Genomic DNA, 12574 nt, shown 5'->3' on the forward strand with positions numbered 1-12574 from the left:
CTAGGACGGGAGGGGGCCAAGGACAAGCCGCATTTTACGTCAGATGATCGGCGGACCCGATTGCCATTGTTTCACGGCGTCGACCGGATGGACAAGCATCAGGATATTGAGCGTCAGATTGTCGCGAATGTGGAGCGCCAGCATGATTTCGAAGGTGAGCCCGAGCAGGATGGTCACCGGCACCGGCAGCACGCGCGCGGCGAGGAAGCCCAGCATCATGAACAGCGTGTCCGAAACCGAATTGACGATGCTGTCGCCGTAATAATCCAGCGAAATCGTGCCGGCGCGGTAGCGCTCGATGATGAATGGCGAGTTCTCGACGATCTCCCAGGCGCCTTCGATCAGCATCGCGATGATCAGCCGTGTCGGCCAAGACAGCCGTAGGACTGACAGCCGTAGGACTGGCAGGCGCGCGAACAGCAGCCAGGTCAATCCGTAGAACAGCAGGCCGTGCAGCACGTGCGAGAAACTGTACCAATCTGCGATGTGCTGCGAATTCTCCGAGCTGTTCACCACGCCGTGCCACAGCTTGATGGTGCCGCAGGTGCAGATCGGCACCCGTCCCATCGTGAACAGGGCCGAGGCCTGCAGCGCCAGCAGCAGCAGTGCGATGCCGACCCAGCCCAACGGCGGTACTGCGACCTTGCTTTCGTGCGTGCTCGTCAGCGTCACGGCTCGCGCACCATCAGCAGCGCGGTCCCATCCGGCGTCTCGACCATGCGGTCGCGAACGAAGCCGGCCTTCTCATAGGCGCGCACGGCACGTGCGTTGAGCGGATCCGGATCGGTGACGATGCGTGGCAGGCCCTGCCGTAGCTGCCCGTCGACGAACTGGCGGATGAACGCGGAGCCGTGGCCGCGCGCGATCATGTCGCTTTCGCCGATGAACTGGTCGATCCCACGGGTGCCCTCCGGTTGCGGCCCAAAGCCGGTATTCCAGGCTGTCAGGCGATAGCATTGAAAATAGCCGAACCCGGTGCTACGCGCCGACCTCTCCGGCAAGCGGGAGAGATTGCAGCCACTCCTGAGATCCGCTGTTCAGATAGGTCTCAGCCGCTCGAAAGCGCTTCAATGGTCACGTTGCGGTTGGTGTAGACGCAGATGTCGGCGGCGATGTCGAGGGAGCGGCGGACGATGGTCTCGGCGTCCTTGTCGGTGTCGAGCAAGGCCCGGGCGGCCGCCAGCGCGTAATTGCCGCCGGAGCCGATCGCCATTACCCCGGCCTCGGGTTCGAGCACGTCGCCGGTGCCTGTCAGCACCAGGGAGACGTCCTTGTCGGCCACGATCATCATGGCTTCCAGCCGCCGCAAATAGCGGTCGGTCCGCCAGTCCTTGGCCAACTCGACCGCGGCCCGGGTCAATTGCCCCGGATATTGCTCGAGTTTGGATTCCAACCGCTCAAAGAGGGTGAAGGCGTCAGCGGTGGCGCCGGCAAAGCCGCCGATCACGTCGCCCTTGCCGAGTCTCCGAACTTTCCTGGCGTTGGACTTGATCACGGTCTGGCCGATCGAGACCTGGCCATCGCCGCCGACCACCACCTTGCCGCCCTTGCGGACCGTCAAAATCGTGGTGCCGTGCCAGCCCGGCGAGCTGTTCTGGGAATCCTGCATAAATGACCCTCGTTGTCCGGCCTGATTTAGGCGGTCGGGAGCGGGGGCACAACGGGCCGCTTCGGGCCCAATTTCGCTCACCATAGGCAGAAGTAGAGGCCCGGCCGGCCGTTCCCGCAGTAGCGAAGGCGTCATTTGGCTGTTAAAAGACCGGCGTTTTCGGTCCAAAACCGAGCATGATCCGGAAAAGTGGGTAGCGGTTTTCCGAGAAGATCATGCTCAAAATCAAATTGGAAACCGCTTTTCAATGCGCACCGCGACGATCAAGCGCAAGACCAAGGAAACCGACATCGAGGTCACCGTGAACCTCGATGGCTCCGGCGTGTCCGATATCGCGACCGGCATCGGCTTTTTCGACCACATGCTCGATCTCCTCGCCCGCCATTCCCGCATCGACCTCACGGTCAAGGCGGTTGGCGATTTGCACATTGATCACCACCATACCACCGAAGACACCGGCATCGCGCTCGGCCAGGCGGTCAAGCAGGCGCTCGGCAACATGGCGGGCATCACCCGCTATGCCGGCGTGCACATGCCCATGGACGAGACGCTGTCGCGCGTGGTCATCGACATCTCGGGCCGCCCGTTCCTGGTGTTCAAGGCCGACTTCCCTCGCGACAAGATCGGCGAGTTCGATACCGAGCTGGTGCGCGAATGGTTCCAGGCCTTCGCCATGAACGCCGGCGTGACTCTGCACGTCGAGACCCTATATGGCGATAACAGCCACCATATCGCCGAATCCTGCTTCAAGGGTCTGGCGCGGGCGCTGCGCACCGCCGTCGCGATCGATCCCAGGGCTGTGGGCGAAATCCCGTCCACCAAGGGCTCGCTCGGCGGCTGACGTCTCGGGCCGGCGGCACGCGCCGCTCGCGGTATCACTGAATTCGAAGAACGGGGCATCACCATGCCTGTCTACACAGTTCATGCTCCCTCCCCTGCCGGAGCCGATCTGCGCGCGACCGACAAGTTCGTCTTCGTGCGCGACGGCTTCCATTTCTGGGCGCTGATTTTCGGCCCGCTCTGGCTGCTGTGGAATCGGCTGTGGCTGGCGCTGATCGGATGGGTGATCTTCGTCGCGGCGTTCAATGCGGGGCTGTCCAGCCTCGGAATCGGACGCAGCTCGATCTTCTTCGCCGATATCATCGTCGCGCTCCTGATGGGCTTCGAGGCCTCGAGCTTGCGCCGCTGGACGTTCTCGCGCGGCAATTGGCGCCAGCTCGATATCGTCGTCGCCGATGACGAGGACACCGCCGAACGCCGCTTCTTCGAGCGCTGGAGCCAGAAGCAGCACGGCATCGTCAACGATCAATGGGCCGTCGATCGCGGTGGTCCGCCGCCGACCCGGAGCGTGCCGGGTCAGCAATTCTCGAACCCGCCGCCACTGCCGGCCGGCGGCATCATTGGATTGTTTCCAGAACCGGGAGGGTCAAGATGAGCGTCGCCATCATCGATTACGGTTCGGGTAATCTGCATTCCGCCGCCAAGGCGTTCGAGCGCGCCACGCGCAGCCTGGAGACTCCGCAAAAGGTCTTCGTCACCAGCGATCCGGACCAGGCCTATGGCGCCGACCGTCTGGTGCTGCCGGGCGTCGGCGCCTTTGCCGATTGCCGGCGCGGGCTCGATGCCGTCAACGGCATGGTCGAGGCGATCACCGAAGCGATGCGCGTCAAGGCGCGGCCCTTCTTCGGCATCTGCGTCGGCATGCAGCTGATGGCGAGCCGCGGCAAGGAACATGTCACGACGGACGGTCTGAACTGGATCGGCGGCGACGTCGAAAAAATCACGCCGCGCGACGAGAGCCTGAAGATCCCGCACATGGGCTGGAATACGCTCGATGTGCTCCGCGACCACCCGGTGCTGGAAAGGCTGCCGCTCGGACCCAAGGGCCAGCACGCTTATTTCGTGCACTCCTACCACCTCAACGCTGCCGACGAGGCGGACGTGCTCGCGCGCGCCGATTACGGCGGGCCCGTCACCGCGATCGTCGCAAAGGACACCGCGATCGGCACCCAATTCCACCCCGAGAAGAGCCAGCGTTTCGGCCTGGCCCTGATCTCGAACTTTTTGCGATGGAAACCGTGATTCTCTTTCCCGCGATCGATCTCAAGAACGGCCAATGCGTGCGCCTCGAGCAAGGCGACATGGCACGCGCGACCGTGTTCAACCTCAATCCCGCCGCGCAGGCGCAGCGCTTTGTCGAACAAGGCTTTGAGTATCTCCACGTCGTCGATCTCGACGGCGCCTTTGCCGGCAAGCCGGTGAATGCGCAGGCCGTCGAGGCGATGCTGAAGACAATCGAGATCCCGGTGCAGCTTGGTGGCGGCATTCGCGATCTCGCAACCGTCGAAGCCTGGCTCGCCAAGGGCATCACCCGCGTCATCATCGGCACCGCCGCGGTGCGCGATCCTGAGCTGGTAAAAGCTGCGGCGAAGAAATTCCCCGGCCGCGTCGCGGTCGGATTAGACGCCCGTGACGGCAAGGTCGCGGTCGAGGGCTGGGCCGAGACGTCGCAGGTCACAGTTCTGGAGATCGCGCAGCGTTTCGAGGACGCCGGCGTCGCCGCCATCATCTTCACCGACATCGCGCGCGATGGCCTGCTCAAGGGCTTGAACCTCGATGCGACTATTGCGCTCGCGGACGCCATCTCCATTCCCGTGATCGCCTCGGGCGGCCTCGCCTCGATCGAGGACGTCAGGGCGATGCTGACGCCGCGCGCCAAAAAGCTCGCCGGCGCGATCGCCGGCCGCGCGCTCTATGACGGCCGGCTCGAGCCCGCCGCTGCGCTCGCTTTGATCCGCAACGCGCGCGCAGCCTAGGAGACCAACATGTTCAAGGTGCGCGTGATCCCCTGCCTCGACGTCAAGGACGGCCGGGTCGTCAAGGGCGTCAACTTTGTCGACCTGCGCGATGCCGGCGACCCCGTCGAAGCGGCGATTGTCTATGACGCCGCCGGCGCCGACGAGCTCACCTTCCTCGACATTACCGCGACCCATGAGAACCGCGGCATCATGCTGGATGTGGTCCGGCGCACGGCGGAGGCTTGCTTCATGCCAGTTACGGTCGGTGGCGGCGTGCGCAAGGTTGACGACATCAAAACGCTCCTGCGCGCCGGCGCCGACAAGGTCTCGATCAACAGCGCCGCGGTGTCGCGGCGCGAGTTCGTCAAGGAAGCCGCCGAAAAATTCGGCGAGCAGTGCGTGGTGGTCGCGATCGATGCCAAGCGCGTCAAGCGCCCGGGCGGCTCGGACCGCTGGGAGATCTTTACCCATGGCGGCCGCAATTCGACCGGCATCGACGCCATCGAATATGCCCAGGAAGTGGTTTCGCTCGGCGCCGGCGAAATTCTGCTCACCTCGATGGATCGTGACGGCACCAGACAGGGCTTCGACATCCCGCTGACCCGGGCGATCGCCGACAGCGTTCCCGTTCCGGTGATCGCCTCGGGCGGCGTCGGCAATCTCGACCACCTCGTCGACGGTATCCGCGACGGGCACGCTACCGCCGTGCTGGCTGCCTCGATCTTCCATTTCGGGGAATTCACCATCCGCGAGGCCAAGGAGTACATGGCCCGGCGCGGACTGGCTATGCGCCTGGATGCTTGACGACTCCCGTTCATAAAGATGCTACATAGGCTGGCGGGGAATGGCCTCCGTGGCCGGGTGTATTTCTGAGTAATTCCGATGCCGCGTTTCACGATCCACGATCTGGCCGAGACCATCGAAGCCCGCGCGGCGGCCGGCGGCGAAGCGTCCTATACCCGCAAGCTCCTGGACAAGGGGGCCGAGCATTGCGCCAAGAAGTTCGGCGAGGAAGCAGTCGAAACCGTAATCGCAGCAGTCGAAAACGATCGCGCGCATCTGATCGCCGAGAGTGCCGACCTGCTCTACCATTTCCTTGTGCTGCTCAAGGCCCGCGGCGTAAAGCTGGAAGAGGTCGAGGCGACGCTTGAAAAACGAACGACGATGTCGGGTTTGGAAGAGAAGACGTCGCGCAAGGGCGGCAACTAGCCGAGGCGAAAACGGAAAGGCGGCGTCATGGATATCCGCGCACCCGAGCAGCAGTATAATCCGTACCGCGTCTATACGCGCGAGGAATGGGCGCGCTTGCGCGACGACACGCCGATGACGCTGGAGCCGGGCGAGTTCGACCGGCTGCGCTCACTGCACGATCGCCTGGACTTGCAGGAAGTCGAGGACATCTACCTGCCGCTGTCGCGCCTCCTGTCGATCTATGTCGATGCGATGCAGCGCCTGTATTACGCAGAGCGCCAGTTCCTCAATATCCGTGATCGCAAGGTGCCCTATATCATCGGCGTCGCCGGTTCGGTCGCGGTCGGAAAATCCACCACGGCCCGCGTGCTCCAGGCCTTGCTGGCGCGCTGGTCGCCGCGTCCGAAGGTCGAACTGATCACCACCGACGGATTCCTGTATCCCAACGCCGTGCTCGAGCGGCAGGGCATCATGCAGAAGAAAGGTTTTCCGGAGAGCTACGACCTGCCGCTGCTGCTCAGCTTCCTCTCCGACATCAAGGCCGGCCGCCGCCACGTGCGCGCGCCGGTCTATTCGCATTTGACGTACGACATCGTGCCGAACCAGTGGGCCGAGGTCGACCAGCCCGACATCTTGATCGTCGAGGGCGTCAACGTGCTGCAAACCGGCAAGCTGCCGCGCGACGGCAAGGCGGTGCCGGTGGTTTCCGACTTCTTCGATTTTTCGGTCTATATCGATGCCGAAGAGGCGGCGCTGCGGCAATGGTACATCAAGCGCTTCCTGGCGCTGCGTGACACCGCGTTCATCAATCCAAAGTCCTACTTCAACCGCTACGCGCTGTTATCCGACGAGGAAGCCACCGCCACCGCGATCGCGATCTGGGAACGCACCAACCTTGCCAATCTCGAGGACAACATCCTGCCGACCCGCCCCCGCGCGACACTGATCCTGAAGAAGGGCGCCGACCACACGGTGTCGAGCGTGGCGCTGCGAAGGCTGTAGAACTTGTAGGGTGGGTTACGCCTTCGGCTAACCCACCCTATGCAGCATCGATCGTGTCTACACCGCCAGATGCCGCGCGGCCGCCAGCCCGGCCAGCGCCTCTTCCAGCTTCTCGCGATCCAGCGGCTTGATCAAAAACCCGTTCATGGCCGCCTCGAAGCAGGCATAGCGGTCCTCCACCAGCGTGTTGGCGGTGAGGGCGAGGATCGGCGTGTGGTGGCCGCCTTTGGCGGCCTCATGCGCGCGGATGCGCTTGGTCGCCTCGATGCCGTCGAGCTGCGGCATCTGGATGTCCATCAGCACGAGATCGTAGGGCGTGCCGGCCGATGCCGCGGCGAGCCAGGATTCCAGAGCGGCCTCGCCATGGACCGCGATGACGACGCGATGGCCGAGTTTCGTCAATAGCGACCGCATCAACAGCGCGTTGATCTCGTTGTCTTCGGCGACGAGGATCGACAGGCCTTTCGCCGGCATTGCATTGGCGGTGCGCTCAACCGGCGGCTCGGGGGCGAGATCTGGTGCGACAATTTCGGGCGTCAGCGCCAGGCGCGCGGCGAGCGAGGCGGCACGCAGCGGCTTGATCAGAAAGCCGGTGAAGGCTGCTGAAATTTTCTCGTGGCGTGAGCTCGACGTCAGCAGCACGAGCCGCTGCGACGCGTGTGTGCGAGCCGCTTCGCCGAGGCGGTCGGCGATAGCCGGACCGAGCGCACGGTCGATCAGCACCGCATGCCACGACCGTTCCGGCAACAACGCCTCCGCCACAGCGGCATCCGAAATCATGCAGGTCTGGCCGCCCCAGCGCTGCAGCCGCCGCGCGATTAGCGAGGCCTCGATGCCATCGGCGATCAGGAGGATCGACTTGCCGGTGAGATCAGGGCTTGGAAACGCCGTCTGTCCCGCGCCGGCTTGCGGTGGCGCAAGCGGGATCGCGACCTCGAAGGTCGAGCCCTTGCCCGGCTCGCTCGTGAGGCTGATGCGGCCGCCCATGCGCTTGACGATGCGGTCGCTGATGGGAAGGCCGAGCCCGGTGCCGCCATAGGTGCGCGCGACGCGCTCGTCGGCCTGCTCGAACTCGCGGAAGATGCGGGTCCGGGCTTCGGGTGCGATGCCGATGCCGGTATCGCGCACCAGAAAGCTGATCTCGTTCGGCCATATCCCGGGCTCGACGATCAGCGCGACGCTGCCGCTCGCGGTGAATTTGATGGCATTGCCGGCGAGGTTGAGCAGCACCTGACGCAGCCGCGCGGCATCGCCGACGACTTCGAGCGGCAGGCACTCGTCGACATAGGCGGCGATCTCGAGATTTTTAGCCTGCGCGCGCGGCGCGAGCAGCTCGGTGATCTCCTCGATCATGGTCGAAAGCGCGAACGGGCGCTGCTCGAGGTCGAGCTTGCCGGCTTCGATCTTTGAATAGTCGAGCAGCTCCTCGATCAGCGCCATCAGCGCTTCGCCGGAGGTTTTCACCGCCCTGGCATAGGTCGTCTGCTCCGGTGTCAGCGTGGTGTCGAGCAAGAGCCCGCCCATGCCGATGATGCCGTTGAGGGGGGTGCGGATCTCGTGCGAGGCCATCGCCAGGAAGCGCGACTTGGCGCGGTTGGCGGCGTCGGCCTGGTCGCGTGCGTCCGACAGCACGCGCTCGGTCTCGGTGCGGTCGGTGACGTCGCGTCCGACGCTCTGCAATTCGGCGGGTTGGCCGGCATCGAGACGGACATAGCCCTCGCGCCAGGCGATCCAGCGCGCGCCGAGCGGGGTTGCGATTTTCTGGTCGTGGACGCGCGTGCCGTTGCTTTCGCGGGCGCTGTCGCCCTGCTCCAGCAGGTCGAAATCGAAGCACGTGCCGGCCAGCGCATTGCGCGCCCGTCCTGCGAGCGCGCAATAGGCGTCGTTGGCGAAGGTGATGCGGCCCTGATGGTCGCGCAGCACGATCAGGTCGCCCTGCTGTTCGAACAGGCTGCGCGCGCGTTCTTCCGCTTCCTTCAGTTCCCAATTGCGGTCGATCAGCGCCTCGTTGTGGGCGGCCAGCGTGCGCAGCCGCCTGTTGACGAAGCGCAGCCGCATGCTCAGCGTGGCGAGGCCAAGGCAGGCGAGCGCGAACAGGAAGCTCGCGCCGATCGCAAACGCATTGGGGTCGTAGCCGGAATTCTCGGACCGGCTGCCGGAGACGAAGCCATAGGCGGCGCCGAACGTCGCCGAAAAGATCATGAAGGAGCGGATCGCGAGGGCTATTTTGGGATGCTGTCGCCTGAAGCGGCGCATGTGCACCTTGATCCGGAACGTCCGACCCATCGCAACCAACTCCGACTCTTTTCCGAAACCCTGTGATCGCCCTGTGCGACGATGGCGCGCCGACCTTGCGAACAGTTTGAGGCTTTGGGGCTGCCTCCGAACAGGGTTGACGAGGTGTTAACGCCGCAGGCCATGATCCGGAAAAGTGTGCAGCGGTTTTCCGGAGAGATCATGCTCAAACAACAAACTAAAGCGCGATTTCATCGCGCTTTAGAGCGAGGCAGCCTGGAGCGGGCTGTGGCCGCCATGGGCGCCGACGATCAGGGCCGCCGCCTCGCGTTGCGAAAACGTCTTCGATCGCACGTAGATGCGATAATCGGCCGGACCGTCGGTGGAGAGATAGATCACCGGGCCGCCGTCGACCGGCTGCGCGGCAATCGCGATGAGGCGCGTCGCTGGATTGGCCTGACAGGAGTCCGGCTCCGAGCCGAGACCGTCGTCCACGACCGCGAAGTCCGCCGCATCCGCATCGTCGGTGATCTGAACCCGCACCGTGGCCCGCGACAGATCGTCGGTGAAGGCGACATGGACGCCGGCCGTCCAGAACAGGGATGTCAGCTCGGCCGAGGTCTCGCCCAGCGCGATGCAGGGGTGCGAGACCGATCCGATCTCGCTGCGCGCGAATACCGCGGCCGCCAACAGGGGAACAACCGAGGCCAGGATCTTGAAACGCAGCATGACACTCTACTCGCCGGGCCCGGTATGGGAACGCGTACAGGAGCTCACTTGTAGCTGAACTCACTTGTAGCTCTTGGGCCTTATGGTTTGCAGAGCGTAAAGGAAACTCGTTACCGCCGGGTTGATGCGCGGGGCGCTCACGCCATCTGGCGCACATCCTCCGCGAGTGCGCGGTAGGACAGCGCCTCGGCGAGATGCAGCCGGCCGATCTTGTCCGCGCCGTCGAGATCGGCGAGCGTGCGCGCCACCCGCAGCACGCGGTGATAGCCGCGCGCCGACAGCCGCATGGTCTCGGCGGCGTCGCGCAGCAGTTTGGCGCCCTGCGCATCCGGCTTGGCGATCTCCTCCAGCACGGAGGCCGGCGCCTCGGCGTTGGTGCGGACCTTCGGCAGGCCGGCATCCGAATAGCGCGCAAGCTGGATGTCGCGCGCCGCGGCCACGCGCGCAGCGACCTCCGCCGAGCCCTCCGCCGCCGGCGGCAGAATCAGATCCGCCGCGGTCACTGCCGGCACCTCGATGCGCAGGTCGATGCGGTCCATCAGCGGACCGGAGATGCGGGCCTGGTAGTCGCCCGTGCAGCGGTCGATGCGGCCGCGCTTGCAGGCATAGCCGGGCTCGAACGCGTTGCCGCAGCGGCACGGATTCATCGCGGCAACCAGCATGAAGCGCGCCGGATAGGTGACGCGGTGATTGGCACGGGAGACCGAGACCTCGCCGTTCTCCAGCGGCTGGCGCAGCGAATCCAGCACGCGCGGATCGAATTCGGGCAGCTCGTCCAGGAACAGCACGCCCTGATGCGCGAGCGAGATCTCGCCGGGTTTTGCGCGCATGCCACCGCCGGTGAGCGCGGCCATGCTGGCGGAATGATGCGGCGAGCGGAACGGCCGCCGCGCCGTCAGCGCGCCGCCCTCGATCTCGCCGGCAACGGAGGCGATCATGGAGACTTCGAGCAACTCGCCCGGCGACAGCGGCGGCAGGATCGAGGGCAGGCGCGCCGCCAGCATCGACTTGCCGGCACCGGGTGCGCCGACCATCAAGAGGTGATGCCCGCCGGCGGCCGCGATCTCCAGCGCCCGCTTGGCGCTCTCCTGGCCCTTGATGTCGCGCAGGTCGAGCGTGGAGGCCGCGGCTTCATGCACCCGTGGCAAAGGACGCGACAGCACCTGCGTGCCCTTGAAATGGTTGGCGATCTGGATCAGCGAACTTGCGGCAATGATCTGGATGTCCGGGCTTGCCCACGCGGCTTCCGAGCCGCAGGCCGCCGGGCAGATCAAACCTTCCTCGCGCACATTGGCGCCGATCGCAGCGGGCAAAACGCCGGCCACCGGTGCAATCGAACCGTCGAGACCGAGCTCGCCGAGCACGGTAAACCCCGTCAGCGCATCCGGCGGAATCGCGCCGATCGCCGCCATCAGCCCGAGTGCGATCGGCAGGTCGTAATGGCTGCCCTCCTTGGGCAGATCGGCGGGCGCGAGATTGACGGTGATCCGCCGCGCCGGCAGCGCCAGCCCCGAGGCGATCAGCGCCGAGCGGACACGCTCGCGCGCTTCCGACACCGCCTTGTCCGGCAGGCCGACGATGGCAAAGGCAGGCAGGCCAGGCGCGACCTGCACCTGCACGTCGACCGCCCGGGCCTCGATCCCTTCAAAGGCGACAGTAGAAACCCGCTGAACCATGCCGAACCAGCCCTGCCCTCTCGCACAATCGAGGGTAGCAGAGCGGCTCACCCTCCGCAAGAACAATACGGGAACGATCCTGGCGGCCGGGAAAGTCCTAACCAATCGTAAACATCACGGAGACACTACGCCTCGAATGCGAGTGGCTCCGCTCAGCACATTCCAACGAATGTTCGCTACTCCTTGGGGTACGGATGGGCCGTGATCTAACGGGTGAACAATTCAAATGCTTGCAAATCGCCGCAGAAGCGAACGTCGGGTGTGCACGCGGCTCGCAAGATACATTTTGGCTCCGGCTCGCTGCCGCGGGACTGCACGATCACGGATATCTCGGACGGTGGCGTGAAGGTGGTGGCGGAGTTTCTGGAAGTGCCGCCGCAATTCACCATCATCTTCGCACCCGATTATTCCCGCCAATGCCGCCTGCGCTGGCGCATCGGCTGCGAATTCGGCGCTGAGTTCACCGACTAAGGTCTTAAGGGCCGCGTCCTTAACGGGACTTTAGCGTTAATCGGTAAGCATCTCTGATCAGTCGCCGAGTGATCAGAGTATGCCCAAGCGTTCGTCCCTTGCCTCTCCTCCGGCGAGATATCTGTTGTCCGCGCTTCTGATGCTTGCCCTCGGCGGCTGCCAGACCACGGGTCTGGAGGACGTCACCGGCGCGCTCGGTGGCAGGTCGGAAACGGCTGGCAAGGCCGACCCGAAGCCGGACATGGACGCACTTCGCGAGCGCTATCGCGCCAAGCCTGGTGATCCCAACGTCGCCCTCGACTATGGCAAGGCGCTGCGCGAGAGCGGCCAGCGCGCCCAGGCGGTCGCGGTGCTGGAGCAGGCCGTGCTCGGCCATCCCAGCAACAAGGCGCTGCTCGCCGGCTACGGCCGCGCGCTCGCCGACAGCGGTAATTTCCAGCAGGCTTTCGATGTGCTCAGCCGTGCGCATACGCCTGAGGATCCCGACTGGCGCATCCTGTCGGCGCAAGGCGCGGCGCTGGATCAGCTCGGCCGCAACGAGGAGGCGCAGCAATATTATGCGACTGCGCTGAAGATCGTACCCGACGAGCCGCAAGTGCTGTCCAATCTCGGCCTGTCCTACATGCTTCAGAACAACCTGCCGCGGGCCGAGGAAACGCTGCGCCGCGCGCATGAGCGCAATCGCGCCGATTCCCGCGTGCGCGCCAATCTGGCGCTCGTCGTCGGACTGCAAGGAAAGCAGGCCGAGGCCGAAACCATCGTGAAGGGCGACCTGCCGCCGGATCAGGCTGCCGCCAAGGTCACGGCGCTACGGCAGTTGCTGACGAAAAAGCAGCAGCGGGCGGACAAATAGCCCGGAGGCC

13 protein-coding genes and 2 pseudogenes are annotated in these 12574 nt (G+C 64.9%); 9 read left to right on the plus strand and 6 right to left on the minus strand.

The window, feature by feature from the left end:
* Positions 1 to 39: 39 nt before the first annotated feature.
* The 3 genes and pseudogenes from IVA80_RS03240 to hslV form a co-directional block, all read right to left on the minus strand.
* Complete coding sequence (locus IVA80_RS03240; RefSeq protein WP_247425608.1) at positions 40 to 672, minus strand: DUF2585 domain-containing protein; 633 nt, start codon at positions 670 to 672, stop codon at positions 40 to 42.
* A pseudogene (locus tag IVA80_RS03245) lies at positions 669 to 971 on the minus strand (GNAT family N-acetyltransferase); the annotation flags it as partial. The gene IVA80_RS03240 and the pseudogene IVA80_RS03245, both read right to left, overlap by 4 nt.
* Before the next feature lie 77 nt (positions 972 to 1048).
* On the minus strand, positions 1049 to 1609 hold the full coding sequence (hslV, locus tag IVA80_RS03250; protein WP_247425610.1) for an ATP-dependent protease subunit HslV: 561 nt from the start codon (positions 1607 to 1609) through the stop codon (positions 1049 to 1051).
* A gap of 247 nt (positions 1610 to 1856) precedes the next feature.
* Between hslV and hisB the strand changes: the two genes are divergently transcribed.
* From hisB to coaA, 7 genes are all read left to right on the plus strand, one after another.
* Entirely contained in the window at positions 1857 to 2450 is a 594-nt protein-coding gene (hisB, locus tag IVA80_RS03255; protein ID WP_247425611.1) for an imidazoleglycerol-phosphate dehydratase HisB, read from the plus strand.
* A 63-nt stretch (positions 2451 to 2513) separates the two neighbouring features.
* On the plus strand, positions 2514 to 3044 hold the full coding sequence (locus tag IVA80_RS03260; protein ID WP_247425613.1) for a DUF2628 domain-containing protein: 531 nt from the start codon (positions 2514 to 2516) through the stop codon (positions 3042 to 3044).
* Positions 3041 to 3691: an imidazole glycerol phosphate synthase subunit HisH gene (gene hisH, locus IVA80_RS03265; protein ID WP_247425615.1), complete on the plus strand. Its 651-nt coding sequence runs from the start codon at positions 3041 to 3043 to the stop codon at positions 3689 to 3691. The genes IVA80_RS03260 and hisH overlap by 4 nt, the downstream gene beginning before the upstream one ends.
* Positions 3688 to 4425, plus strand: a complete 738-nt coding sequence (gene hisA, locus IVA80_RS03270; RefSeq protein WP_247425670.1) for a 1-(5-phosphoribosyl)-5-[(5-phosphoribosylamino)methylideneamino]imidazole-4-carboxamide isomerase — start codon at positions 3688 to 3690, stop codon at positions 4423 to 4425. The genes hisH and hisA overlap by 4 nt, the downstream gene beginning before the upstream one ends.
* Positions 4426 to 4434: 9 nt before the next feature.
* Entirely contained in the window at positions 4435 to 5211 is a 777-nt protein-coding gene (hisF, locus tag IVA80_RS03275) for an imidazole glycerol phosphate synthase subunit HisF (RefSeq protein ID WP_247425616.1), read from the plus strand.
* Positions 5212 to 5289: 78 nt separating this feature from the next.
* A complete protein-coding gene (locus tag IVA80_RS03280; protein WP_247425618.1) occupies positions 5290 to 5616 on the plus strand; it encodes a phosphoribosyl-ATP diphosphatase in 327 nt (108 codons plus the stop codon).
* Between the two features lie 27 nt (positions 5617 to 5643).
* Complete coding sequence (gene coaA, locus IVA80_RS03285) at positions 5644 to 6600, plus strand: type I pantothenate kinase (protein ID WP_247425619.1); 957 nt, start codon at positions 5644 to 5646, stop codon at positions 6598 to 6600.
* Positions 6601 to 6657: 57 nt separating this feature from the next.
* Here the strand turns inward: coaA and IVA80_RS03290 are convergent, their stop codons facing one another.
* The 3 genes from IVA80_RS03290 to IVA80_RS03300 form a co-directional block, all read right to left on the minus strand.
* Entirely contained in the window at positions 6658 to 8886 is a 2229-nt protein-coding gene (locus IVA80_RS03290) for a PAS domain-containing hybrid sensor histidine kinase/response regulator (protein ID WP_247425620.1), read from the minus strand.
* A 210-nt stretch (positions 8887 to 9096) separates the two neighbouring features.
* The gene (locus tag IVA80_RS03295) at positions 9097 to 9564 is read right to left on the minus strand and encodes a hypothetical protein (protein WP_247425621.1); all 468 of its coding nucleotides are present in this window, start codon (positions 9562 to 9564) and stop codon (positions 9097 to 9099) included.
* A 137-nt stretch (positions 9565 to 9701) separates the two neighbouring features.
* Entirely contained in the window at positions 9702 to 11240 is a 1539-nt protein-coding gene (locus IVA80_RS03300; RefSeq protein ID WP_247425622.1) for a YifB family Mg chelatase-like AAA ATPase, read from the minus strand.
* Between the two features lie 226 nt (positions 11241 to 11466).
* Between IVA80_RS03300 and IVA80_RS38520 the strand changes: the two are divergent.
* Both IVA80_RS38520 and IVA80_RS03305 read left to right on the plus strand, forming a co-directional pair.
* Positions 11467 to 11711: pseudogene (locus tag IVA80_RS38520) on the plus strand (PilZ domain-containing protein).
* A gap of 79 nt (positions 11712 to 11790) precedes the next feature.
* Positions 11791 to 12564, plus strand: coding sequence for a tetratricopeptide repeat protein (locus IVA80_RS03305; RefSeq protein WP_247425623.1), 774 nt, complete (start codon positions 11791 to 11793; stop codon positions 12562 to 12564).
* Positions 12565 to 12574: the final 10 nt, after the last annotated feature.

Source organism: Bradyrhizobium sp. 139, from assembly GCF_023074175.1.
In the GTDB taxonomy this organism is placed as follows: domain Bacteria; phylum Pseudomonadota; class Alphaproteobacteria; order Rhizobiales; family Xanthobacteraceae; genus Bradyrhizobium.